Origin of the sequence: Buttiauxella sp. WJP83 (assembly GCF_027594725.1) — a bacterium.
GTDB classification, from domain to species: Bacteria; Pseudomonadota; Gammaproteobacteria; order Enterobacterales; family Enterobacteriaceae; genus Buttiauxella; species Buttiauxella selenatireducens.
The window spans coordinates 2,548,448-2,573,008 of record NZ_CP110080.1 but is presented as its reverse complement, the minus strand read 5'-3'; the positions used below and the strand labels follow the sequence as shown (position 1 = coordinate 2,573,008).

17 protein-coding genes are annotated in these 24,561 nt (G+C 49.1%); 4 read left to right on the top strand and 13 right to left on the bottom strand.

Going from position 1 to position 24,561, the window contains the following annotated elements:
- Positions 1 to 43 precede the first annotated feature (43 nt).
- The 3 genes from OH773_RS11885 to malX form a co-directional block, all read right to left on the bottom strand.
- Positions 44 to 1,567: an EAL domain-containing protein gene (locus tag OH773_RS11885; protein WP_270138897.1), complete on the bottom strand. Its 1,524-nt coding sequence runs from the start codon at positions 1,565 to 1,567 to the stop codon at positions 44 to 46.
- A gap of 209 nt (positions 1,568 to 1,776) precedes the next feature.
- Entirely contained in the window at positions 1,777 to 2,949 is a 1,173-nt protein-coding gene (locus tag OH773_RS11880; protein ID WP_270138895.1) for a MalY/PatB family protein, read from the bottom strand.
- A 50-nt stretch (positions 2,950 to 2,999) separates the two neighbouring features.
- Positions 3,000 to 4,586, bottom strand: a complete 1,587-nt coding sequence (gene malX / locus OH773_RS11875; RefSeq protein ID WP_270138893.1) for a maltose/glucose-specific PTS transporter subunit IIBC — start codon at positions 4,584 to 4,586, stop codon at positions 3,000 to 3,002.
- 184 nt (positions 4,587 to 4,770) lie between these two features.
- Here malX and OH773_RS11870 point away from each other — a divergent pair, with 184 nt between their 5' ends.
- Both OH773_RS11870 and OH773_RS11865 read left to right on the top strand, forming a co-directional pair.
- Entirely contained in the window at positions 4,771 to 5,805 is a 1,035-nt protein-coding gene (locus OH773_RS11870) for a Mal regulon transcriptional regulator MalI (RefSeq protein WP_270138891.1), read from the top strand.
- A 148-nt stretch (positions 5,806 to 5,953) separates the two neighbouring features.
- On the top strand, positions 5,954 to 7,933 hold the full coding sequence (locus tag OH773_RS11865) for a sensor domain-containing diguanylate cyclase (RefSeq protein WP_333482165.1): 1,980 nt from the start codon (positions 5,954 to 5,956) through the stop codon (positions 7,931 to 7,933).
- Between the two features lie 417 nt (positions 7,934 to 8,350).
- Here OH773_RS11865 and fos read toward each other — a convergent pair whose 3' ends face one another.
- The 3 genes from fos to manA form a co-directional block, all read right to left on the bottom strand.
- A complete protein-coding gene (gene fos, locus OH773_RS11860; RefSeq protein WP_270145830.1) occupies positions 8,351 to 8,749 on the bottom strand; it encodes a fosfomycin resistance glutathione transferase in 399 nt (132 codons plus the stop codon).
- A gap of 95 nt (positions 8,750 to 8,844) precedes the next feature.
- Positions 8,845 to 10,392, bottom strand: a complete 1,548-nt coding sequence (locus tag OH773_RS11855) for a YdgA family protein (protein WP_270138889.1) — start codon at positions 10,390 to 10,392, stop codon at positions 8,845 to 8,847.
- Positions 10,393 to 10,526: 134 nt separating this feature from the next.
- The gene (gene manA / locus OH773_RS11850; RefSeq protein ID WP_270138887.1) at positions 10,527 to 11,699 is read right to left on the bottom strand and encodes a mannose-6-phosphate isomerase; all 1,173 of its coding nucleotides are present in this window, start codon (positions 11,697 to 11,699) and stop codon (positions 10,527 to 10,529) included.
- A 160-nt stretch (positions 11,700 to 11,859) separates the two neighbouring features.
- On the opposite strand from manA, the gene fumA reads away from it, so the two are divergent.
- Entirely contained in the window at positions 11,860 to 13,506 is a 1,647-nt protein-coding gene (fumA, locus tag OH773_RS11845) for a class I fumarate hydratase FumA (protein WP_270138885.1), read from the top strand.
- A gap of 57 nt (positions 13,507 to 13,563) precedes the next feature.
- On the top strand, positions 13,564 to 14,961 hold the full coding sequence (gene fumC / locus OH773_RS11840; RefSeq protein ID WP_270138883.1) for a class II fumarate hydratase: 1,398 nt from the start codon (positions 13,564 to 13,566) through the stop codon (positions 14,959 to 14,961).
- Positions 14,962 to 14,979: 18 nt separating this feature from the next.
- On the opposite strand, the gene tus is transcribed toward fumC, so the two are convergent.
- The 7 genes from tus to ydgH all read right to left on the bottom strand — a co-directional run bounded on the left by tus (position 14,980) and on the right by ydgH (position 24,209).
- Entirely contained in the window at positions 14,980 to 15,909 is a 930-nt protein-coding gene (tus, locus tag OH773_RS11835; RefSeq protein WP_270138880.1) for a DNA replication terminus site-binding protein, read from the bottom strand.
- A 98-nt stretch (positions 15,910 to 16,007) separates the two neighbouring features.
- On the bottom strand, positions 16,008 to 17,324 hold the full coding sequence (gene rstB, locus OH773_RS11830; protein ID WP_270138878.1) for a two-component system sensor histidine kinase RstB: 1,317 nt from the start codon (positions 17,322 to 17,324) through the stop codon (positions 16,008 to 16,010).
- A gap of 184 nt (positions 17,325 to 17,508) precedes the next feature.
- The gene (locus tag OH773_RS11825) at positions 17,509 to 19,638 is read right to left on the bottom strand and encodes an EAL domain-containing protein (RefSeq protein ID WP_270138875.1); all 2,130 of its coding nucleotides are present in this window, start codon (positions 19,636 to 19,638) and stop codon (positions 17,509 to 17,511) included.
- Between the two features lie 478 nt (positions 19,639 to 20,116).
- Positions 20,117 to 20,845: a two-component system response regulator RstA gene (rstA, locus tag OH773_RS11820; protein WP_183271604.1), complete on the bottom strand. Its 729-nt coding sequence runs from the start codon at positions 20,843 to 20,845 to the stop codon at positions 20,117 to 20,119.
- A 74-nt stretch (positions 20,846 to 20,919) separates the two neighbouring features.
- Complete coding sequence (folM, locus tag OH773_RS11815; protein WP_270138873.1) at positions 20,920 to 21,645, bottom strand: dihydromonapterin reductase; 726 nt, start codon at positions 21,643 to 21,645, stop codon at positions 20,920 to 20,922.
- A 43-nt stretch (positions 21,646 to 21,688) separates the two neighbouring features.
- Positions 21,689 to 23,071: an amino acid permease gene (locus tag OH773_RS11810; RefSeq protein ID WP_270138871.1), complete on the bottom strand. Its 1,383-nt coding sequence runs from the start codon at positions 23,069 to 23,071 to the stop codon at positions 21,689 to 21,691.
- A 193-nt stretch (positions 23,072 to 23,264) separates the two neighbouring features.
- Positions 23,265 to 24,209, bottom strand: a complete 945-nt coding sequence (ydgH, locus tag OH773_RS11805; RefSeq protein WP_270138863.1) for a DUF1471 family protein YdgH — start codon at positions 24,207 to 24,209, stop codon at positions 23,265 to 23,267.
- Positions 24,210 to 24,561 lie beyond the last annotated feature (352 nt).

The window sequence follows — 24,561 nt, the reverse complement described above, 5'->3', positions numbered from 1 at the left end:
GGAATGGTAAGAGGCTGTAACCTTCACCATAAAAGGCGCTGGTTCATTCAATGACAACCTTTTCTCTGGGCCTGGACAGTAGAATTTTTACCAGCTCCGTAAAACTGACAGGCTTGTAAAAATAGTATCCCTGAAGAAAGGTAATGTTATGCCGGTTCAGATATTCCACTTGTGCCAGGGTTTCAACACCCTCCGCCACAATGCTTAATGACAGCCTACTCGCCAGGTCAATAACACAATCTAGCAGTATGGTGGACTCCGCATTTTCGTTCACTCTGCCCACGAAACTCTGGTCGATTTTAATATAATCAATTTGTAAATCATTGAGGTAAGAAAGCCCCGAATAACCCGTACCAAAATCATCCAGTGCGATGGCAAAACCACTGTCATGCAGGATATTGAGTTTAGTAATGAGTTGCTCGTCAACATTTAAAGGTTCCCGCTCAGTCACCTCAATCACGTGCGTCAGATCCCTGAACTGGAAACTGTCGCGGTATTTCATGCAGTCATCGAGGAAAGCGGGGGAATTAATATGCGTTGCGCTAAAATTGATCCCGAGATGAAAACCTTCCGGTAACTTGCTGGCAATAGCATTCATATTGACGATCACCTGTGCCATCAGGGACTGAGTTAACGGGATAATCAGACCTGATTTTTCAGCAATCGGTATGAAGGATGACGGGGAAATAAAACCCGCCGTCGGGTGTTTCCATCGAGCCAGAACTTCTACCCCCCGAAGCGTTCCGGTTCTGCCATTTACGATGGGCTGATAAAAAGGAACAATCTCGCCATTATTGATAGCACTACGCAATGTGTCTTCGGGTGTGGTGTATTTGTTGAAGTATTTCCGTAGGGCATAAGCCACTGCGCAGGAGATAAGCAGAATAAACAGCAGTACCCCGGCTCCCTGGTCAAACAACCGTTGCAGGCTGAAAAAAGCAGGATGGTTATAGACGATCCTGAAAGGATAATTGTTTGACTGCACAAAACCGTATTTTTCGTCGCTGATGGAATAATCTTTAACAGCACCGGTAAGGCCAATCGCCCGACCATGAACGACCAACAGGAAATGTGTATTTTTAAGTGAGGTGTTCAGTGCATCCCGAATATGAGAGTCACTGATGGTCACAATTATTTTTGCGTCCTTTAAAGGCGTTTGGTAAAGCAGTACAGGCAATCCATTAAGGCTGTATCTTGCCTGAACAAGCGCGAGCATCGTGTCAGGGAGTTCGGCTAAGTTCGCCAGCAACAGGCGATTTCCGGGGAGAGAAGAACACCATATTTTGTCATGCTTAACAATCAGAATGGTTCTGAGATGGGGTTCTAACGCCGCTTCAGTCCCGAGCTGGTATTGCGCCTCTGATGTACATTTTTTATCAGCAATGCCCCTGACTTCTTGAGTCGCAGTTCTGGCTTCTTCAAGGATCCCGTCAATGCTTTTAGCGGCCCTCACGGCTCCGGCAGAGATTGCGTAACCTGCAGAAAACCACAGCTGCATGTTTAAAATAAACAGTCCTGTAAAGAAAAACATCACCGCGGTGATGAGCGGAATCACTGATTTGTGCATAATGTTCTCTAAAGAGAAGAATTAATTGCTTGTTGTATGTGAACATTCCTCCGCAAACAGGCGGGTATAAATAGCATGGTACAAAGCGATAAATATAACAGCCCAATTTGGCAAATCTATTTAACTATCCGTCATACTTTAAGCTGCTTATGTGATGGGGGCGACTTAACAATAATGTATTAAAAAGGGGAGTTTCCTCCCCTGAATACTTACTGTAGCGACTTTATTGCCCCTATTAATCGCTTCATGCCTTCTTCAAGTTTAACGCGTGGACAACCGGCATTCAGGCGCACAAAACCTTTTCCTTCCTCACCGTACGTATATCCCGGCATGATGGCGACTTTTTGCTGCTCGATTAGCGCTTTTTGCAGTTCGTTGTCATCAATGCCCAACGGGCGTAAATCAATCCATGCCAGGTACGTAGATTGTGGCGGCTGCCAGTTGAGTTGTGGGAATTCACGATTCAACGAGTCAGCCACATAATGAAGATTGCCTTGCAGGTAAGTGCGCAGTTCGTCCAGCCATGCAGCGCCTTCCTGATACGCGGCAATATGGGCAACCACAGCAAGGATTGCTGGCGATGACAGCCCATCCTGGCCTTTGAGCACATTCAGATACTGTTGGCGTTCATTGGCGTCGTTAATCAGGCCGTATGCACCGGTTAATGCCGGGATATTGAAACTCTTGGAGCCTGAGGTGAACAGTGCCCATTGGCCTTTACCGACTTCGGACCATGGCGTATGAACGTGGCCTTCCCAGATCATATCCATATGAATTTCATCACTGATAACTCTGACGCCGTGTCGTTCGCACAGCATTGCCATGGTTTCCAGCTCATCACGCGTCCAGACTTTCCCGGTCGGGTTTTGCGGGCTGCACAACAGCATGATTTTGCATTCAGGTTTAGCCAGTTGCGCTTCCAGTGCCGCCATATCGGATATCCAGCCGCTGTCCGTTTTATGCAACGGCGCGCCAAAGACCTGACGCTGATTGCCTTCAATCGCTTTGTAAAACGCGTCATAAGCTGGAGTGTGAATAAGTACCGCATCACCTGGGACTGACCATTGGCGAATCAGCTGTGAAACCATATAGATAACGGACGGGCCGTAAACCACCGACTCTTTATCAATTACGCTGTTAAAACGTGTCTGATACCAATGCGCAATCGCGCCAAGAAACTCGTCATTCTTCCAGCGGCTATAACCTAAAACGCCGTGAGATAAGCGTTTTTGCAAAGCATCCAGAATGACCGGAGCGGTCGGGAAATCCATATCAGAAATGGTAAAGGGCAGGAGATCGGCGGCGCCGAAACGGTCTGCGACATAATCCCACTGGGTACACCAGGTTCCATGTCGGTCAACGGGTGTGGAAAAATCGAACATATCACCTCACAACAAATGGGCACAGGAGCGCCCATTTTTATTTGAATGATTTACGCCTGAGCCGTTTGCATCAGATGCGACATTTCATCTTTCACCGACTGGACCTGAGGCCCAATCACCACTTGCAGATTATGTTGGTTAAGCTGCACCACGCCAATGGCACGCAGGTTTTTCAGTGCGGCACTGTCCACCAACGACATATCTTTCACCGATAAACGCAGACGAGTGATGCAGTTATCCAGTGAGACAATATTGTCTTTACCACCTAGCGCGGCAAGGATGGCTGGCACGTTGTAACCGGATTTTCCCACCTGGCCCACAACCGCTTTTTCTATCGCGCTTTCGACATCACGACCTGGGGTTTTGATATTGAAACGGGTAATCGCGAAACGGAAGATCACGTAGTAAACAGTGAACCAAATCGCCGCCACAACTGGCACCAGATACCACTTGGTCGCCAGGCCGTGCAGAATACCAAATACCACGAAATCGATGATGTTACCGTCAGTATTACCGATAGTCACACCCAACACTGCCATTACAGTAAAGCCAAGGCCGGTCAGCAGGGCATGGATGAGATACAGAACCGGAGCCACGAACAGGAACAGGAATTCCAGAGGTTCAGTGGTACCGCCGATGACGCAAGCAATAACGCCGGAAATCAGCAGGCCTTTAATTTTGTGACGATTTTCAGGGCGAGCGCAGTGGTACATGGCTAATGCAGCACCCGGTAAGCCGCCAAGGAACGCTGGCATTTTACCCTGGGACAGGAAGCGAGTTGCACTTTCCGCAAAACCGTGAGAAGTCGGGCAGCTCAACTGAGCCTGGAAGATAGTTAACGCACCGCTCACGCTATGCCCGCAAACATCCAGCGTACCGCCAGCTTCAGTAAAGCGAATCAGAGCCACCAGAATGTGGTGCAAACCGAACGGCAGTAATAAACGCTCGCCAGTCCCAAAAATCATCGGACCAAACACGCCAGCGCTGTTGATCATATTGCCCAGTGCGTTGATGCCTGCAGCAAATACCGGCCAAATCAACGGGATCACCAGACCCACCAGACCCATCACCAGGGTAGTGATGATAGGCACAAAACGCGTACCACCAAAGAACGCCAGCGCATCAGGCAGGCGGACATTGTGGAAACGTTCGTGAAGCAGGAAAACAATCACCCCAACAATCACTGCACCCAAAATACCGGTATCAATGGACTGAATACCGAGGATGTTCTGGATGTTGTTTGCCTTCAGAATAGCGGCGTCGGTCGTCGGGAGAATGCCTTTTGCGGTCAACCAGAAGTTTACCGCCAGGTTCATGACGGCGTAACCCACAAAACCAGCAAACGCAGCCACACCTTTGTTCTCGCGAGCCAACCCTAAAGGAATGGCGATACAGAACATGATTGGCAGGAAGCTAAATGCAAACGATCCCACTTTGCTCATCCAGACGAATATGAGCTGTAAAACGGGATTCCCTAATGCCGGTAACAGCGTCACCACATCATGGCTGCTCAGCGAACTGCCGATACCCAGCATAATGCCGCAGAACGACAACAGCGCCACGGGTAACATAAAGGTTTTGCCAAGGTTTTGAAAAAACTCCCAAAGCGTAATTTTTTGTGGTGTATTAGCCGCCATAACGACTCCTTGACCTTGGTTGATAAATGGGTAGGGGAACAAAACGAAGCGGATGATAAAACGTTTTACCAAGCTTTATTGCGCGTAAGCTCACAGATCCAAATCTCGGTACAGGGCCTAATATACGCATTAAGATAAAACGTTTTATCACTGCATTAAGATTCATGGAGGTTTCGTCTTACTAATGACGATTCAGGAAAAGAAAATAACCATTAATGAAGTTGCCGAGGCTGCTGGGGTATCTGTTACCACGGTTTCTCTGGTACTCAGTGGTAAAGGGCGCATCTCACCAGCGACCGGATTGCGTGTGAACGAAGCGATAGAAAAGCTGGGGTTCGTGCGTAACCGACAAGCCGTCTCCTTGCGTGGCGGCCAAAGTGGCGTTATTGGCTTGATCGTGCGCGATCTGTGCAATCCTTTCTATGCGGAACTGACTGCGGGCCTGACTGATGAGCTGGAAAAACAGGGGAAATTGCTCTTTCTGACACAAAGCGGCGCTCAGGGGCAGCATATGCAGCGCTGCTTTGAGACGCTGGTTTCACAGGGCGTGGACGGCGTGATTGTGGCTGGTGCGGCAGGACAGGGCGCGGATATGCGTACTGTTGCGGAACAAAAAAATCTGCCACTTGTCTTTGTCTCACGAGCCAGTTACCTCGACGATGCCGATATTATCAGGCCGGACAATATGCAAGCCTCGCAATTAGTGACAGAACACCTGATCAAGCGCGGCCATCAGCGTATTGCCTGGCTGGGCGGTGATGGTTCTTCATTAACCCGTGCCGAGCGTGTCGGCGGCTACTGCGCAACCTTGCTGAAATACGGTTTGCCTTTTCACAGTGAATGGATAATCGAATGCGAACCCAGCCAGAAGAAGGCGGCCGATGCAATAACTACGCTGTTACAACATAACCCGACCATCACCGCCGTACTTTGTCACAACAGCACCGTAGCGATGGGCGCGTGGTTTGGTTTACTGCGCGCCGGACGGCAAAGCGGTGAAGGAAGCATCGACAGTTATTACGACCAACACGTCGCATTGGCCGCATTCGCCGAGGTGATGGACGATGAACTGGATGATTTACCGTTAACCTGGGTGTCGACGCCTGCACGTGAAATTGGCCGCAGTGCCGGGCAACGTATACTGAAACGCGTACAAAACGACAACGAAGAAGTTCGTAGTCAGATAATGCCCGCGAGACTGGTGGTGCGGAAAAGTTAACTATTCAGGTTCAGGCACCGCAGGAATAATAACCAATGTGAATGATAACGCGATTAAATAATAACTGAAGTTGGATAAGATCAAATCTCACTCCTCCTGAAAGCGCTATTGTGCCGGCCTAAATAATACTCATTATGACAGGCCGCAGATGCAGCACGACCGCCACCCACTCATCCCCTCATTGAATTCATCAAGCTGTACGCCGCATACCGATATACAAGAACGAAACCGCATGCTTGAGGAAATGGCCCAGGAACGAACCCGTGAACTGGCTGCGCGCAACCATATTTTATGGCTGAACAATCAGGTACTGGAGAAACTGAGCCAGAATGCCCCGCTGTCAGAAGTATTAGATACGATGGTGCGGATTATTGATGACTATCGCCCAGGTATGCTCGGGGCGGTATTGCTCGTTTCTGATGATGGCCGGGAGCTGGTTGGCTGTGCCGCACCCAATTTGTCTGACGCATGGTTAAGCGCAACAAAGCGACTCCCGATCATGGAAGGATACGGGTCTGCAGTAGCCGCCGTTCTTCATGGTGAAACCGTGATTGCGGAGGATGTGGCTACCCATTCCTGTTGGGTCGCAAAGCGTCAAATGGCGCTTGAACTGGGGCTGCGCGCGTCCTGGGCTCAGCCTATCAAAAACAATGAGGGTAAGATCCTGGGAGTCTTTACATTGTATAAACGGGAGATTGCGAAACCCGAAACCCATGATCTTGTTCTGCTGGCGGATTATGCGAGGCTCGCGCAGATGGTCATCGAGCGTTCGCGCCTCGCTGATGCGTTACACGAAAGTCTGACTCAGTATCGACTGATTGCGGAAAACAGTAACGATATGGTCTGGGTGATGCAGTACCCCTCGTTAAAATACAGTTATGTCAGCCCTTCGGTGGAACGATTGCGCGGCTGGAATCAGCAAGAATTTTCCAGCCTCACTGGCGAAGCTTTAATGCCCAGGGATTCATGTGACCAGTGTAATGAAGTACTGGCGAAACATTTTCAGCGTGTGAACGACGGTGATATGAAGGGGCGATTCATCCATTTTGAGACCGAGGTCCTGCACAAGGAGGGATACAGTTTCCCCATTGAGGTGGTGGCGACCATAATGCTGGACAGCGAATCCAGGCCGATTCACATTGTGGGCAGCTCCCGGAGAATCACTCAGCGTAAGGCGGCGGAAAAGGCTCTGGCTCAGGCTCGGGAAGAACTTGCCAACCAGTTACTGTTTGCGCAAACACTCATCAATGCAATACCCAGCCCGGTTTTCGCCAAAGACCTGAAGGGACGCTATCTGATGTGTAACAGAGCATTCGAAGAGCACAATGGAAAATCACCTGAGGAAGTTCTTGGTAAGACCGCTTTAGAACTCTGGCCGCGAGAGGTATCGCAAACCTACGTCGAGGCAGACATCGCTCTGCTCGAGAGCAATTCATCCTCCGTCTATGAAGCAAAAATTGTTCATCACGATGGAACACTTCGAGACGGCGTATTCCATAAGGCCGTATTCCGCGATAATCAAAGTGAAGTGGCGGGCATCGTGGGCATCATGATGGATATTACCGAGCGAAAAGCGGCAGAAGAAACCATACGTAACATGGCATTTGTCGATCCGCTGACCGGATTACCCAATCGCAGAATGATGTTAGAACAGCTTGGTCAAATGCTGGCGCTGTGCCAGCGGGAAAAACGTAAATTGTCACTGCTATTTATCGATTTGGATAAGTTCAAAGCGGTCAATGATCAACATGGGCACGAGGCTGGCGACTGGTTACTGAAGCAGGTTGCATGCCGAATCCAGTCTGTTCTACGCATTTCTGATATTGCCTCACGCATCGGTGGCGACGAATTTGTGGTTCTTCTTCCCGCAATTAGCCATACAGAGGAAGCGGTTCTGGTTGCTGAGAAAATCCGAAGCTGGCTCGAGAAACCTTTCATCATGGATACGGGTGTGGCGTTGGATATTTCATCGAGTATCGGTGTGGTGATGTACCCCGACCATGCGAATAATGCGCGCGACTTACTGCTCTTGGGTGATGAGGCGATGTACCGTGCCAAGAAAGGGGGCAGCAATGCCGTGGAAGTGTATAGCAAGCCGTCTCAATCAGATGAATTGATAAACCTTTAACTGATATAGCCGCAACTGTTAACGCCAGGGCGTCAACTTTACGTATCCCTCATTGAATTTGATGAGCGAGTCGAGGGTGCGATGGCGGTGATTTTGATTTGTACATTGCTGCACAGAGTAGGGCAAGCGTACCTCGTGACTCGCAGACTGTCCGTGTGGCTCGTCAGTATCCATACATGCAAATGCATGTATCGTCTGAGGTTTGTGTACAAAAATAAACCCAGTAGCCGCGTGATAGGAATGCTGAACTGCAGCTGCATTAAAACCGACCCATAAAGCGAGCCGGCGTGGTATTTATAGTGTCTGCGGGACTCATGGTGATGTTTTCTCGCATGATGCAGTGTCTTGGGGGCATGCCGTTTGTCGTGCTTGAGGCGCGACAGGAGAGGGGGCGGTAGTTGGTTATCTGCTCGAATATCAGTAAAAGATCATTCCTTCATAGGGTTTTTCTTTGCAGGCCTGAAGTCTGGTTTCAAGGCCACCGCTATGCACTTCTAATCGGTGGCCATCAGGATCAAGAAAGTAAAGTGATGCACCTTCACTCGTGTTGTCCTTCCACTCTACGATCCTTGCAGCACGCAGTTTTTCCCTGAAGCTAACGATGTACGGCTCTGAAATGGTAAAGGCGTAATGAGTGTAATCACGTTTGTCATCTACCGTATCAAGCGATAAACACAGCCAAAGGTCGCCCAGAGATAAGTAAGCGCCTTTTGCCCATTTAGCGCGTGGAGTGAAACCAAGCTGATGTACATAAAAATCGAAACTGCGGGCCACGTCGCTCACTGCGAGAGTCAAATGATTAAGGCCGGTCAACATCACTATCCCTCTCCAGAAATTTGTGTTTACGCATGAAGGTACATTAATTTAAAAAAAAGCCTCCCGAAGGAGGCTTATACCGAGACAATTCAGGATTACTGCTGCGGTACTGCTGGCGCAACTGGAGCCGCTGGCGCTTCCAGTTCAGGCGCTGGCGCAGTTTGATCGTCCATGCCTGGCATACCGAACATACCCAGTAGATCACTTAACGGCATTTTCTGCCCGTTCAGCGTCACCTGGCCATTTGCGTATTGCAGGCTGGAAACCACTTTGTTGTCTTCCATTGTGGTCACTCGGAACATTTGCCCCATCGCGGCCAGGCCTTTGATTTGCTGTTCAGCAAGTTTAGCGGCTTCGGCTGGCTGGTAGCCTTCAAGCTGGGCTACCTGCGTCATAAACGCAGTTGCCATATCCACTGGGATAACCAGCTTGCTATCCAGCGATTTCACAACACGGTTAAGTTGCTCTTCCGGCGTGGTTGGCTCGGTCGTCGTCAGGGCAGGGTCTTTCAGGAACAGCGAAAGATTAAAGCTACTTTCACCTTTTGCATTCTTCCAGCTTAATGGTGCCACGGTGATCACCGGATCCCCTTTCAACAGAAGAGGCAGGTTAGCGGCAAACAGTTCGACAATTTGCTGCTGATAAGCTTCTGGATTCTGCGCGGTTGCGGGGTCTGCCAACAGTTTTTGGGACTCAGCATTGTACTTATTGCTGAATTCCTGAACCGCTGCGCCATCGAGGTTACCGATTTTTAACGTTAATTTGCCGCTGCCAATATCCTGGTTCTGCACTTTTAGTGAGTTCAGGGTGTAATCAATTTGGCCGGAAAGATGTTTTTTATCTTCCTGCAACTCGGATTTGGCATTGATACTTAAGCCTTCAACAACGGCCATTTCTTTGCCTTCAACGGAAATAGCGAGTTTTTCGATAGACGCTTTTTGGCTACCAATACGCTCGATAAATTCGCTTCGACTGCTATCGCCTTCGGTTTTGATGCCGTTAAAGGTCATCTGCACGTGCTGGCCATACTCATTGCTGGTATTCACCAAGCCGCTTTGTGCTTCACCGCGAATGGAAATTTTGTCACCCTTTCCATCGACATCCGCTTTGAACTGGCCACCGCTGAAGGCGACTTTCTCTTCGCCTTTAACATAGTCGAGTGGCAGCAAATCGATATCTGAAGAGGTATCACCGTTATAGCCGATACGCGTTTGTGCATCGATAAACGACAGACCTTTAGTAATATCAAACAAAGGTTTAGTCGTCGGATTGTTCACAAGTGTGGTATGAACGGATGCCATGGACGGCAGCAGATTGAATTTTTTCAGCTGTGCGAAGGGGAACGGACCATGATCGATGATTTCATTGAAAACGATGCTTTGATCAGGCTTGAGAATCGCACTGGTCATTCCCGCAGTGGGTTTGATAACCAGCTGCATTGAGCTATGGAACAGACCACGATGATAGTCCTGGTAGCTAAGCGTTAAACCTGCTTCTGGCGAGGCTTTTTTCAATACGGCGTTAGCATTACCCACCATCTCAGCCATGCGGCCTTCAAGCTGTTTACCGGTGTACCAGGCGGTGCCCGTCCACACTACGCCCAGCGCTACAATGACACCTACAGCAACCAGTGATTTTTTCATTCTGTCGTCGTCCATATTAAGTGCGTCTGCCGGTAGTCCTCCGGCAGACGATTGAAATGCCAGCAGGCATCTAAGAAAACAGTCCTGTGAAGCTTAGCAATCTATCCATAAAAAATCAGTAAGTTGCTTACAACTCAGATTTTGGAATAGACGCGCGCTACACGGCCAACACCGCTGAGAGAAACCGGCGATTCTTCTGCGGAGATAAATGCAGATTCACCCGGTTTGAGCACCAGTTGCTGTTGGTCTTTACTCAATACCGCTTCACCTTCGGTACAAAACACGATAGCCGCGCTGGTTTGGGCAAGCGGGGTCTGTTTAGCGCTGAGATCGTGCAAAGAGAATGCGAAATCATCAACCGGAATAGGGAAGTCTAGCTCGTTTGCCCGTTTCACCGGTTGAGTTAGCAACTGATCAGCCGGTTTAGGTTCAAACTTCACGTTTGCGACCAGCTCAGGAATGTCGATGTATTTTGGCGTCAGACCGGCGCGCAGCACGTTATCGGAATTCGCCATTACCTCCAGCGCGACACCTTTCAGGTAGGCGTGCGGCGTTTCGGCGAACAGGAACATCGCTTCACCTGTCTGAAGTTTTACCACGTTTAACAGCAGGGGTGAGAACAAGCCGCTGTCATCCGGGTAGAATTCAGAAATAACTCGAATGGTTTCCCACGGCTCGCCCTGTTGGTTGTTGAGCGCAGCTTTTAGTACGCCTAATGCAAGCGACTTTTCATCACCTTTCATGTTCAGCAAACTGGCGAAAAGCTGTGACAAACGCTCAGCATCAGGCTCTTGCAAGAAGTGCGCAATCGCTGGATGTGCGCCTGAAACCGGCTGCAGCAGCGAAACAATATCGGCAAATTCGCGGAATGCATTCATGGCGAGGAACGGTGTTAATGCGAACACGAGTTCAGGTTTGTGGTTAGGATCTTTGTAGTTACGTTCGGCCGCATCTAAGGGAATGCCTGCGGCGTTCTCTTTGGCAAAACCTATCTCAGAAGCTTTCTTGTTAGGGTGAACCTGAATGGAAAGAGGTTGATCGGCACACAACACTTTGAAGAGAAACGGCAGCTCACCAAAACGCTCTGCCACGTTCTTACCTAACAGGGTGGGCTTGTTAGCATCAATAACATCACGCAATGAACGTGGCTGACCATTTTCAAGAATTTTTGAGCTGCTTTTCGGATGTGCGCCCATCCATAGTTCTGCCATCGGCAGGTTCTCAGGATTTTGCACGCCATAAAGTTCCGTTAACGCAGTTTTACTTCCCCATGCATAGTTTTGCACTGAGTTGATGAGTTTTTGCATTATCAAGCCCTGTAGTAATGTAGACAAAGTTCCGGCTATTAAACCAATTATCTGAGATGAAGTAACCAGGGGAGCAAAAAGTCGTACTAGTCTCAGTTTTTGTTAAAAAATTGTGTAGCATATTGGCGAGCTAAAAATAAATGTCGTAAGTGAGAGAACAATGTCCAACAAAGCCTTTCATTATCAAGATCCATTCCCGTTAAAAAAAGACGAAACAGAATACTACTTGCTAAGCAGTGATTATGTTTCAGTGTCAGAGTTCGAAGGGCAGGAAGTCCTGAAAGTTGATCCCAAAGCCCTCACGTTACTGACCCAACACGCATTCCATGATGCCTCGTTTATGTTGCGCCCCGCTCACCAACAGCAAGTGGCCGATATCCTGAATGATCCTGAAGCCTCCGAAAACGATAAGTACGTTGCGCTCCAGTTCCTGCGTAACTCCGAAATCGCTGCGAAAGGTATTTTGCCGACCTGCCAGGATACCGGCACGGCGATCATCATGGGTAAAAAAGGGCAACGCGTCTGGACCGGCGGCGGTGATGAAGAAGCGCTGTCTCGCGGTGTCTATAACACCTTTATCGAAGATAACCTGCGCTACTCGCAAAACGCCGCGCTGGATATGTACAAAGAGGTCAACACTGGCACCAACTTGCCTGCGCAAATCGACCTGTACACCGTTGATGGTGACGAATATAAATTCCTCTGCGTTGCCAAAGGCGGCGGCTCAGCGAACAAAACCTATCTGTATCAGGAAACGAAGGCGCTGCTGAGTCCTGGCCGCCTGAAAGATTATCTGGTCGATAAAATGCGTAGCCTCGGTACGGCTGCATGCCCGCCGTACCATGTGGCATTTGTCATTGGTGGGACTTCAGCTGAAGCGACGCTGAAAACGGTCAAACTGGCATCCACCAAATATTACGACGGGCTGCCAACGGAAGGTAATGAACATGGCCAGGCCTTCCGCGATGTTCAGCTTGAGGAAGAGTTGCTCAAAGAAGCACAGAATCTGGGGCTGGGTGCGCAGTTTGGTGGCAAATATTTCGCTCACGATATCCGCGTGGTGCGTTTGCCGCGCCACGGGGCGTCATGCCCGGTAGGTATGGGCGTCTCTTGTTCCGCTGACCGCAACATTAAAGCGAAGATCAATCGTGACGGTATCTGGATTGAGAAACTCGAACATAATCCTGGCAAATTTATTCCGCAGGAACTGCGTCAGGCGGGCGAAGGTGAGGCGATTAAAGTCGACCTGAATCGCCCAATGAGTGAGATCTTAAAACAGTTATCGCAATACCCGGTTTCCACGCGCCTGTCTTTGAGTGGCACGATTATTGTGGCACGTGACATCGCCCACGCTAAACTCAAAGAGCGTATCGACAACGGCGAAGGCTTACCGCAATACATCAAGGATCATCCTGTGTATTACGCAGGCCCGGCCAAAACGCCAGACGGTTATGCATCGGGTTCGTTGGGACCGACAACAGCAGGGCGAATGGATTCCTATGTCGATCTGCTGCAAGCCAATGGCGGCAGCATGGTGATGCTGGCAAAAGGTAACCGTAGCCAACAGGTGACGGATGCCTGCCATAAACACGGTGGTTTCTATCTGGGAAGTATCGGCGGCCCAGCCGCAGTTCTGGCGCAACAAAGCATCAAGAGCCTGACCTGTGTCGAGTACGCGGAGCTGGGGATGGAAGCTATCTGGAAAATCGAAGTCGAAGACTTCCCGGCCTTTATTCTGGTTGATGACAAGGGCAATGACTTCTTCCAGAAAATACACGCCTCACAATGTACGCGATGCGTGAAGTAAATCTCAATCACCGCCCTTAAGGGCGGTTTTTTTTGCTCAAAATCTAAGGAGAATGAAATGGTAGCCGTTCGTAGTGAATCAGACTCAATGGGCCCAATTGACGTCCCGGCAGATAAACTGTGGGGCGCACAAACTCAGCGCTCACTTGAGCACTTCCGCATTTCCACTGAAAAAATGCCCACGGCGCTGATCCAGGCGTTGGCATTAACCAAACGCGCTGCCGCGAAGGTGAATATGGATCTCGGCTTGTTGGACAACAACCGAGGTCAAGCCATTATCGAGGCGGCTGACGAAGTGCTGGACGGCAAGCATCCTGATGAGTTTCCGCTCGCCATCTGGCAAACAGGCTCTGGTACCCAGAGCAATATGAATATGAATGAAGTACTGGCAAACCGTGCAAGTGAAATTCTTGGCGGTGTGCGCGGAATGGAGCGCCACGTTCATCCCAATGACGACGTGAATAAGAGCCAAAGCTCAAATGACGTTTTCCCGACAGCGATGCACGTTGCGGCGCTGATAGCGGTGCATGAACAGCTCATCCCACAATTAAACGTGTTGAAAGCGACGTTACAAGGCAAGGCTGACGCTTTCCGCGACATCGTCAAAATTGGTCGTACGCATTTACAGGATGCGACACCGCTAACACTTGGCCAGGAGATTTCCGGCTGGGTGGCCATGCTTGAACATAATCTCAAACATGTCGAAAACAGCTTACCACACGTTGCGGAGCTGGCATTAGGCGGCACAGCGGTGGGAACTGGACTGAATACCCATCCTGAATACGCGGTACGTGTCGCAAAAGAACTGGCTGAGATTACTCGCCAACCGTTCATCACTGCACCGAATAAATTTGAAGCACTGGCAACCTGTGATGCGCTGGTTCATTGCCACGGAGCATTAAAAGGGCTGGCGGCATCATTGATGAAAATTGCTAACGATGTCCGCTGGTTATCCTCAGGGCCGCGCTGTGGAATTGGTGAAATCGCCATTCCTGAAAACGAACCCGGCAGTTCAATTATGCCAGGCAAAGTCAACCCGACGCAGTGTGAAGCGATGACTATGCTGTGTTGCCAGGTGATGGGTAACGACGTGGCGGTCAATATGGGCGGCGCTTCGGGTAACTTTGAGCTCAACGTCTATCGCCCGATGGTGATTCATAACTTCCTGCAATCTGTGCGTTTGTTGGCCGATGGCATGGAAAGTTTCAACGAACATTGTGCGGTGGGTATCGAACCTAACCGGGACCGAATCACACAATTGCTGAATGAATCACTGATGCTGGTGACCGCACTCAATACCCATATTGGCTACGACAAAGCTGCAGAGATTGCCAAAAAAGCCCATAAAGAAGGGCTTACATTGAAGGCATCTGCGTTAAAGCTGGGTTATGTGACTGAGGACGAATTTGATGCCTGGGTACGTCCGGAAGAGATGGTCGGCAGTATGAAACAGTAAGCTTCATCGCGCCTGTATCTATTCTTCGCAGTAAAGATGCAGGCGCGGGATCACCAACCGCAACGGTTGCGCATCCGGTTTGTAGCGATGACGAATATTATCCGCATCATAATTGAGCAACTCGCCAATATCTGGCGGCATTTCACCGTTGTCAGGATTACACAGGACGACCAGCGGCGAAGGACAGGCATGCTGAACCTGTTTTTTGCGTTCCTGATACCAGGCTCGGGCCACAGGTTGTACCTTGACGGGGCGCTTGATTTTAAGACGCGTATTATCCGACAGGCGACTGATATCATTGAGTTCGCGGGTGATCTGTTCAGCCCATTGTTCACGGGTATACGGCGGCACAGCGCGATTAGCCAAAAGACTCTTTTCGAGTATCTCCATCACTTCGCGACGAGTGTAATTCTTAATTATTTGCTTATTCGCCCAGCCAAAATTGAGTGTGCTGGGGTTGTCCAGCAGGGTGATAGTCCGATAAGCGTTGAGCGTGATAAGCCCCGGAAGTTGGCGGTGTACCCATTCAAAACGCTGCACGCTGGGTAAACCGGATTCCACGCTGACAATGTTTTCAAACGCCTGTTTACGCTGATTGATGCGTTCAATCAGTGCCAGCGTTTGTTCGCGTTCTCTCTCATCGACCTGATAACAAACGGCACCAGGCAAGCGTACAGCGGCTTTGCTGCTGATTTTCTCCGACTGCTGCTGGATGAACAAGTGCGTAAAGTGGGAAAGGGTGGACTGATGTGCCACGTGCCCCAGTAATTGAGTGACTTCTATTTTCGTGACGGCATCATGTTCCTTCCCTTTATCCACGGTCGGTAAAGGGAACACCCGTCCCACCAATAATCTGTAACTATCGAGTTGCTCACGAAGTTGATGTAAATCGCGTTCAAGCTCGCGGAAGGTGCTGTTTAGGCGTTCAATCAATTCATATTTTGCCATTTCGCCACTCATTAGTTACAACATACTCATGAATTTATAACACAAGGAGATGAACCTAGCCATCGTCGTTTCGATGGCCTGGCAGGGATAAATGATTTTTAGCGGCGCGGCGTCACGGAGGCTAACGCTAAAGGGGATTCCGTTTTGATTGGCCAGCTAAAGCGGAAGCGGGCGCCACCCAGCGCACCGCTGTCTACGCCCACCGAACCTTCCATCGCTGTTGCGACAGAATGAACGATCGCAAGCCCTAGCCCGCATCCGCCCGTGGCGCGGTCGCGGCTGGGGTCAAGGCGAACAAACGGTTCAAATACCCGTTCGCGTTCTTCGGCGGGGATGCCTGGGCCATCGTCTTCAACTTGTAAAATTGCGGTTCGGTTGTCGAGCCACAGACTGATTCGCAATTTCTCATTACTGTAGCGCAGCGCGTTATTGACCAGATTATCGGTGACACGCTCCATCAGGCGCAGATCGATTAAACCAAAATTACCTGCTGATGGAATATCCAGTTGAATATCGAGCTGAGGATGAATGATTCTGACATCGGCAATGTGCTCATCAAGCCAGCGTGGAACATCCACACTTGCCAGTTGCAACTCCGTTTGCGGGCGGTCAAGGCGTGCGTAAGTCAGCAGCTCTTCAATCAGGGCTTCCAGTTGCCCAATATCACGGTTTAATGCCAATGATTCCGCATCCGTAAGGTTGTCGCTCATCTCAAGGCGGTAACGCAGGCGCACCAGTGGTGTTCGCAGTTCATGCGCAATTCCGTCAATCAGCATCTTCTTACTGGCAATTTGTGCGTTGATGCTGTCTGCCATCTGGTTGAATGCGACACCTAAACGCTCAAAACTTGAAGCGCTGTCGAAATGGATACGCTCATCAAGATGCCCTTTACCTAATCTTTGCGCCGCAGTTTCCAGTTTCAGCATGTCCTGCCAATGGGGCCGCATCCAAATAAAAACCGGGAAGGCGAGCGAGATCGCAATAAATGCCATCAGTGCCACATCCAGCAAGCGCATTTGATGCAAGAAAAAGAGATAGGGAATCGGGCCGACGGCAAGAACATAATGGCTGCGAGGAATTCGCTGAATAAAGGTGTATTCGTCGTCGAGGGCGACAATTTCGCCTTCACGCAGATGACGCATGGTTATTTCATCAAGTTTGAACTTGTCCATCGGCTCGATATGGAGTTTAAAGGACAGGTTAAGGTCGAGATCTTTGATGGTGCGGTTCCAGTCGCGAGGCGGGATTTCACGCAACTCGCTGCGCATCAAATACAGCGAGCTCTTCATCAAATCATCCAGCGACTGGCGGCCAGCACGCTCAGCGGTGAATTTGTAAACCAGGCCAACCAGCATGGTCATCACCAGGAAGCAGACGAACAGCAAGAGATAGAACTGAATAAATAACTTTTTCAACGAAAATCACCGGCTTATCAGTTGGTTGGGGCAGCCTCCTGGAGTCCAGGCGCGCTATGGGGACAGGAGTGGCGTCGTTTTAGAAATTTCATGCCCCATCTGGCTGGCTATGTAAGCAGGGTTTGCCCCTGCTGACAATATCTGGCGTGCAGAACTCTGGAGTATCCGTGCAGAAAGGAGGGCGCTAAACCGTTACGACAACCTTTTGATGGGCATGACTTGCTTGCTGTCGTTGTTCCTTCAGGAGTGGGTAAACCACGTCACCCGGTAATGGCCGATAGTAGAAAAATCCCTGACACAGCTCAATTCCTGCTTTTTGCACCAGTTCTAATTCTTGCTGAGTTTCGACTCCCTCAATCAAAATTTCACACTGAATCACCGTGCATAACTTTACGACTTGCTGCAGGAAGTTAAATCCATCGGGTTTGGCTAAACCCAGAACCATGGAACGATCGAGTTTAATTTTATCCAGCGGGTAGCGTGTCAGATAGTGCAACGTTGAGTATCCGGAGCCAAAGTCATCCAACGCAATCTTGATGCCAAGACCGCGCAGTTTTTCCAGAACTTCAGCGACGCGTACCGGATCCTGAACTTTTTGTGACTCGGTTATTTCAAATTCCAGATTCCACCCGGATGGGAGAGGGGTTGCCATCACCTTACGCACCAGGTTCGGAAGCCGGTAGTCGATTAGCGTCTGAGGTGAAATATTCACCGAGAGCGTCATCTTCTCGCAGTCAGACATATGCTCGCGGACATAATCCAGTGCATGTTCCATCACCCAGAAATCAATCTCCGGCATCATGCCGGTTTGCTCATAATATTTCAGGAACACCGGTGGAGTGATTTTTCCTGCGTCGCTTTGGTGGCGTATCAATACCTCAAGAGCGACTATTTTGCTGTCTGCAATACGCACCTGGGGCTGAAAATAGAGGATGAACTGCCCGTCTCTTTGCAACTTCTCAATTTGCCGCTGCGCCTCGATGTAGTTGTTTTGCTCAACGACATGGCTGTAATTGGGCACCATTTCAAAATCAGCCGGCTGATTGACTTTCATCTCGCCTGTCAGTAAATCCAGATTGGTATTTTCAGCGACTGACTGTTTTAACGAGCTTTTGACGAATGGGTGATAAATGATGACCCCAAGGGCGAGTAGCAGTAGATACACTATTAGCGCGCTCGCTGAATGGCCGCTGGCTAACCACACTTTAAGCGGTCCAGGTGTTGACCAACTGACGATTTCTGAAATTCGTGGGATGAGATCCATATAGGTCGCGCCGTAGGCCACCAGATAGGCCGTTAACGGTGTCAGGACAAACGGAATAATCATCACGGGATTGAGTACAATTGGGAAGCCAAAAATCAGTGGCTCATTGATATTAAATAACGCCATAGGGGCGGCAATACTCAGCAAACGTCGGTGCGGGCTCTTTGGTTGCATTAAAATACAGATGATCAGGCTTAGCGTGTTTCCGGTACCTCCAGAATTACACCACATATCATAAAAAACCGGGCTGAGAATATTGAGCGTGCTGTGTCCTGCATGCCATTCGCTAATGTTAACTTTGGCAGCCGCAGTAAAAGCGACATCAATGTCCATAAATAGATAATAACCGTGCAAACCAAAGAACCATGGCACACTGCGTAACAGCACATACGAAATACCGTGCAAAAAATCTGTCGGATAAAAATACACCGAAATACGGCTAAAGAAGCTCATCACATTGGTGACGTAAATTTCCGCCCCTAATTTTATTACGCTACTAAACAGGGCGATAATTCCCAGTGTGATGAAAAAAGAGAGAATAGTGATGTTAGAGTTATCATTCCATTGACGGATTTTGAGCAGTTTTTTACTGACAATCTCCTGCAATACATTGCCGATAATTCCTGAGGCTAACGCCATAGGAATACTTATATCGAGGAAAAACTGCGCATTATTATCGAGTATGCGACGGAAAATCATCAGGGTACTGATGCTCAGTGCAATACAGTAAATTTGGGAAAGACGGTTTCTCACGGCCCAGTGTACGGCGATATAGATATTCATCACCAGCGGCGCCAAGGCTAAGAAGCCGATCTGCAATTGCATGAACCAAACGGCGGCGCTGTTGAATCCTGCCGTGTCACAGATGACCGACGCGGTAATCACAAGCCCACGAACAATCGAAAGAGGAACGATAGCCATCGTGCTGGCGATAATGGCATTAGCATAGCGATTGTTTAACAACTTGATCTGACTGTTATTTAAACGACGTAGCAGATTGTTGTAAAGCCACTCTTTTATCACGAAATTACCTAAAGCAATTAAGCTCATTAAGGGTTGTTTTTAAGCAAATAACTGAATTATAAAACTCTGTCATTTTAGTATTCACTGAGGTGCTGAATTGTTTTTTTGTACATTTGACTGAGTTTATAATGTCCATAATAAAGCATTAAAAAATTCAAATTTAATTGTTATTGGCAACATGCTTACAACAAATAATAGCGTTGTATAAACAATGGAATCGTCAGGCTAGTTGTAAGTAAAACAGACTGATAACAAAATAAACACATCGAAATAATAAAGTTTCTCTTCTTAGGAGATATTAAATAAGTGATGTGCGAATAAATATATCGGTAGTGGAATCTATCATATCGAGAGCGAGTGTTTCTATAGTGCAGACGACTTAATTAAACGATCCCTTAGGGTAATAAATATGCAGGACGCGAATTCGATGGGATAGCACCGAAAACGCGTACTTTACTGAAGGGGCGACGACTGCATAATTGAAGCATTTTCTCGATAGAGAAATTTACGCCTCACTCTCCCAGGCATGTGGGGCGAAAAGGTAGCCTTTATTACGCACGGTTTTGATTCTGAATGGCTCAGTAGCGCTGTCGTAGAGTTTTTTTCTCAAGCGGGAAATCGCGACATCGACGCTGCGATCTAAGCCGTCATAAGTTACGCCGCGCAGGTTTTTTAGCAACGCATCGCGGTCCATGATTTGTCCCGCATGGGTAGCGAGTTCCCACAACAAATCGAAATCTGCGGTTGAGAGCGTAATGGTTTCGCTACCCAACGTGACCTGACGGTTTACCGGGTCGATACACAACGTGCCAAAGCGCATCGCTTTGTGAGGTTTAAGCGCATTTGTACTGCTTTCAACGGTCAGTTGCGCAGAGACGCGCTGGCGCAGATGAAGACGTAAACGAGCGAGCAAAACGGCAGGCGGAGTGGTTTTAAGAATATAATCGTTAGCCCCCATTTCAAGCGACAAAATATGGTTCATATCGCTGTCGAGCGAGGTGAGTAAAACAATCGGGCCATCCCATTGCGGACGCAAATCACGGCACAACGTCATGCCATCTTTACCTGGCAACATCACATCCAGCAGCACGAGGTCTGGATTTTGTTGTGCAATAGTCGCTTCGGCGCGATCACCCCGGCTTTCGACAATAACGTCGATGTCATGTTTGCCGAGGTAAGCGGCAATCAACGCTCCTACTTCCGGATCGTCTTCTACGTATACGATTTTGTTCATGGCCAGCACATCGAATCAAAAGGAAAACATACCCTGGTTACACGGTTAACACCATATATGGTGGATAAACAGATTCACCGAAGCGGGCGGCCACCATCCACAGCATGTGTTCGCCCTGTGACGTATTGGCTGCTGAGCAGGTAATCGACCAGGGCAATAATTTCTTGCTCACCGGGGGCAATTTTCATCAACGATTTGTTGAGCGCTTCCTGACGATACTGAGCATCGTCATGTTCGTTGAAGATAATCATCGCAGGTGCAATCGCATTCACTTTAACTTCAGGTGCCAGCTTACGGGCAAACGAACGGGTCAGATTATCCAGTGCGGCTTTACTGGCTGCATAGGCAATATGCTTGTCGCTTCCGCGCTCAACAACATAATCGGTGAAGTGAATGATGTCTGCACTGGCATGACCTTGTCCGCGAAGTAAAGATTCGAGGTGAAGATTGAGCAGGTAGGGGGCATGGACATGAATTTGTAGCATTGCCGCCAGAGTCTCAGCGGGTGATACATCCGGTGATTCCGCAAGCCAGGCACTGGCATTATGCAAAATTGCGCGCAGGCCGCTGCAATGTTGTTTCACGGCATTAGCAAATTGCTCAATGCCGTCATTGCTCGAGAAGTCCCCGTACAAACACACTGCACCGGCTTGCTCAAGAGAATCTACCGCCGCATAACGCGTGCGGTAGCTGATAATCACCGGTTGTCGTTGGGCCAGAAAGTGCTGAGCTAAAGCCAGGCCAATTCGTTTACCCGCTCCGGTAATTAAAATTGGACGTGCGGATGATGCAATCCCCATTGGCGGCTCCTGTTTTCTGACCTGTTTTGTGCGATGAAGCGAGTTACTTCACCAGTATCCACGTCGCCGGAAACGCAGCCACCAGCATGAAGACGATGACTGATTTTTCTTTCAAATTCAGCCCGATTTCATGCGTATGTGTACTGCGTGTGTACATAAAGACTAATAAACCAGGCGCATACAGTACCACTGAAAGCAGTAAATGCATGGGGCCAGATGCATAAAGCAACCATAAGCCATAAATACATGCACCAAGACCAATCGCCTTATGCAGTGGACGAGTTGCGATTTTCAGCAAATAGGCACCGACCAGGAAGTAGGGCACCAGAATCATTTCTGAAGCAATGGTCAACAGGGTGTTGTAATCCGACCTGGTCAACCAAATCAACACCAGGCAAATTTGTACGCTGATATTAGTGAGCCACAGGGACGCGGATGGCGCATTATTTTTGTTCTGACGGGCAAACATTTTCGGGAAAGCTTTGTGGGTGGCGGCCAGGAAAGGCACTTCGGCTGCCATAATCGTCCAGCTTAAGTAGGCTCCGCACACTGAAACAATCAGCCCTGCGGCGATAATGATTTCACCCCATGGCCCCATCATTTCAACCATCAAACCGGCCATTGACGGATTACGCATTCCGGCAAGTTCTGGACGCGCGATGACGCCCAGTGAAAGTAACGTCACCAGCAGATAAACGCATAATGCGGCAATTACCGCCAGCAATGTGGCGCGACCTACGTCATTTTTATTGCGCGCGCGGGCAGAAACCACGACGGCACCTTCAACACCAATAAACACCCACAGGGTAATGAGCATGGTGTTTTTGACCTGTTCCCAAACCGGAATGCCCAACGCAATTCCGCTGAAATCGAGGTTAAATGTTGAGAGTTTAAAGGCCATCGCCGCCAGCACAACGAACAGACCTAACGGCAGAAGTTTCGCAAGGGTCGCGACCAGGTTGATACTGGCAGCCGTTTGCACACCACGCATCACCAGGAAGTGCACCATCCACAGCAATACCGAAGCACCAACAATCGACTGCCAGGTATTACCATCGCCAAACAGACGCAATTCTGGTGTGTCAGTGAAGAAACTCAGCGCCGAGAAAACGATAACCAAATATGAAACGTTGGCGATGACCGCACAAAGCCAGTAGCCCCAAGCCGAAAAGAAACCGATCAGCTCACCAAAGCCCTCGCGTGCATAAGTAAAAATCCCGCCATCGAGATCGGGACGCAAACGGGTCAACACCAACATGGCCAGTGCCAGCAGTAAAATCCCAGCACCTGTAATGGCCCAGCCGATCAGCAACGCTGCCGGGCTTGCCACGCTCGCCATGTTTTGCGGTAGGCTAAATACACCAGCACCGAGCATTGAACTCAAAACCAATGCAGTTAACGCAGCGAGGCCAAGCTTCTTTTCCATTGCAGTCCTGTAAAATTCAAAATAGAGCCAGAATAATTATTATGCTTTTGTGCATAAAAATGGTGGGTAACACTAAGGCGCGGGATTTTACGGAGTGTAAGCGCTGCTTGCAATGGCATGAACCACAAAATACGCGGGGAAATAAAAAAAGGGCACAACTGGCCCTTTTTGAAAGTTTTAACGAGGTGAAAACTTACTTATACAAATCAGCGCTAATCGTCAGGTTACCGCCACGCTCTTCCCATTGACGGGTGATGTGGTAGTACTTCGCGCCTTTCTTGGCGGCACGTTTAGCCACCTGGTAAGACACCTCAGTGCTGCTGCTATAGTGGCCCGTGAACTTCACGCTATCAAACGGAACCATTTGCGCCGCAGTCACTTTATTCACTTCTTCGATTTTTGTGCCATCTGGCAGCGTTACAGTGTAACGACCACCTTTAGTGGTTTGCGTTTCGAAGAAGCGACCGACATCAGTAGTAGGGGTACTGGTTGTTGCAACACCTGGGATCTCAACGTTGGCAGCTGCCGCGCCGCCTGCTGCCAACGCGGCTTTACCCGCTTCGGAGTTAGCAGGGATCGCATCAGCGCTTTGCAGTACACGTTTCTTGGCATCTTTTTTATAGATGAACGCAGTAATGCGCTGGTTGCCACCTGAGTTGGTGTCGATTTGACGCACGATGAAGTACGAATCCGCACCTTTTTGTTTAGCGGCGCGCGTAATGGCATCGTTAACTTCAGGCTGACTGCGATAAAAACCCTGGATTGTCACGGTATCGAATGGCTCAAGAGCATATGCTTGGTCTTTCGGTAATTCGGTCACGCCATTGATTACGCGGTAATTCTGTTTCTCAGCTTTAGGGGCATCAGTATGATACACATCTGCAATTACGCGCCAGTTGCCGTTACCGTTGGTATCGTTGGTGTCTAACACGTAGAAGGATGCTGCACCTATTTTATCCGCACGTTTAGAAGCAGCATTGACAGCATCACCAATTGAATTAAAACGGCCAGTGATGGTAATGCGATCAAAAGGTTTAAGAGCAGCAGCTTGGTCCGGTGTCAATTCCGTTGCTGCCTGTGCGGACAGCGTAGTAAGGGAAATCAGTGCTGACGCCAGAAGGGTGGTCTTGAGCTTCATAAAAATAATCCTTCGCCTTGCGCAAAATGAATACAAATACCGCATTCTCTGAGGGTTACCTGTTAGCCGCCGATTATGCATCGAAACACAACAACTGTCTGCGCGATTTTTCATTCTGCAAACGTTCAGTGCAGATATTTTCCATAACGAAAATTTATATGTTAATAAAAGAGTGCTTTGACCAGTTAAAGCGGTAAAGCTTACAACTTAATTAGTTAATGCAATGTTAAATATGCAATTTGCGATGGCTCAGAATCGTGAATTGAGTCGCTGTTAAAGCGGATTATCAGGTCTCACAGATGAAAGTCAGTCGAAAAGAGCTGTCTGAGGTGCTCAACGCTAATCTTTTACG

Coding starts and splice junctions, on each gene's coding strand:
- OH773_RS11885 (WP_270138897.1), bottom strand. CDS start 1,567: ATGCACAAATCAGTGATTCCGCTCATCACCGCGGTGATGTTTTTCTTT.
- ydgH (WP_270138863.1), bottom strand. CDS start 24,209: ATGAAGCTCAAGACCACCCTTCTGGCGTCAGCACTGATTTCCCTTACT.
- OH773_RS11870 (WP_270138891.1), top strand. CDS start 4,771: ATGACGATTCAGGAAAAGAAAATAACCATTAATGAAGTTGCCGAGGCT.
- OH773_RS11825 (WP_270138875.1), bottom strand. CDS start 19,638: ATGAGCTTAATTGCTTTAGGTAATTTCGTGATAAAAGAGTGGCTTTAC.
- rstA (WP_183271604.1), bottom strand. CDS start 20,845: ATGAACAAAATCGTATACGTAGAAGACGATCCGGAAGTAGGAGCGTTG.
- tus (WP_270138880.1), bottom strand. CDS start 15,909: ATGGCAAAATATGAATTGATTGAACGCCTAAACAGCACCTTCCGCGAG.
- fos (WP_270145830.1), bottom strand. CDS start 8,749: ATGTTGACCGGCCTTAATCATTTGACTCTCGCAGTGAGCGACGTGGCC.
- OH773_RS11865 (WP_333482165.1), top strand. CDS start 5,954: ATGCAGCACGACCGCCACCCACTCATCCCCTCATTGAATTCATCAAGC.
- fumA (WP_270138885.1), top strand. CDS start 11,860: ATGTCCAACAAAGCCTTTCATTATCAAGATCCATTCCCGTTAAAAAAA.
- OH773_RS11880 (WP_270138895.1), bottom strand. CDS start 2,949: ATGTTCGATTTTTCCACACCCGTTGACCGACATGGAACCTGGTGTACC.
- folM (WP_270138873.1), bottom strand. CDS start 21,645: ATGGGGATTGCATCATCCGCACGTCCAATTTTAATTACCGGAGCGGGT.
- malX (WP_270138893.1), bottom strand. CDS start 4,586: ATGGCGGCTAATACACCACAAAAAATTACGCTTTGGGAGTTTTTTCAA.
- fumC (WP_270138883.1), top strand. CDS start 13,564: ATGGTAGCCGTTCGTAGTGAATCAGACTCAATGGGCCCAATTGACGTC.
- manA (WP_270138887.1), bottom strand. CDS start 11,699: ATGCAAAAACTCATCAACTCAGTGCAAAACTATGCATGGGGAAGTAAA.
- OH773_RS11855 (WP_270138889.1), bottom strand. CDS start 10,392: ATGAAAAAATCACTGGTTGCTGTAGGTGTCATTGTAGCGCTGGGCGTA.
- OH773_RS11810 (WP_270138871.1), bottom strand. CDS start 23,071: ATGGAAAAGAAGCTTGGCCTCGCTGCGTTAACTGCATTGGTTTTGAGT.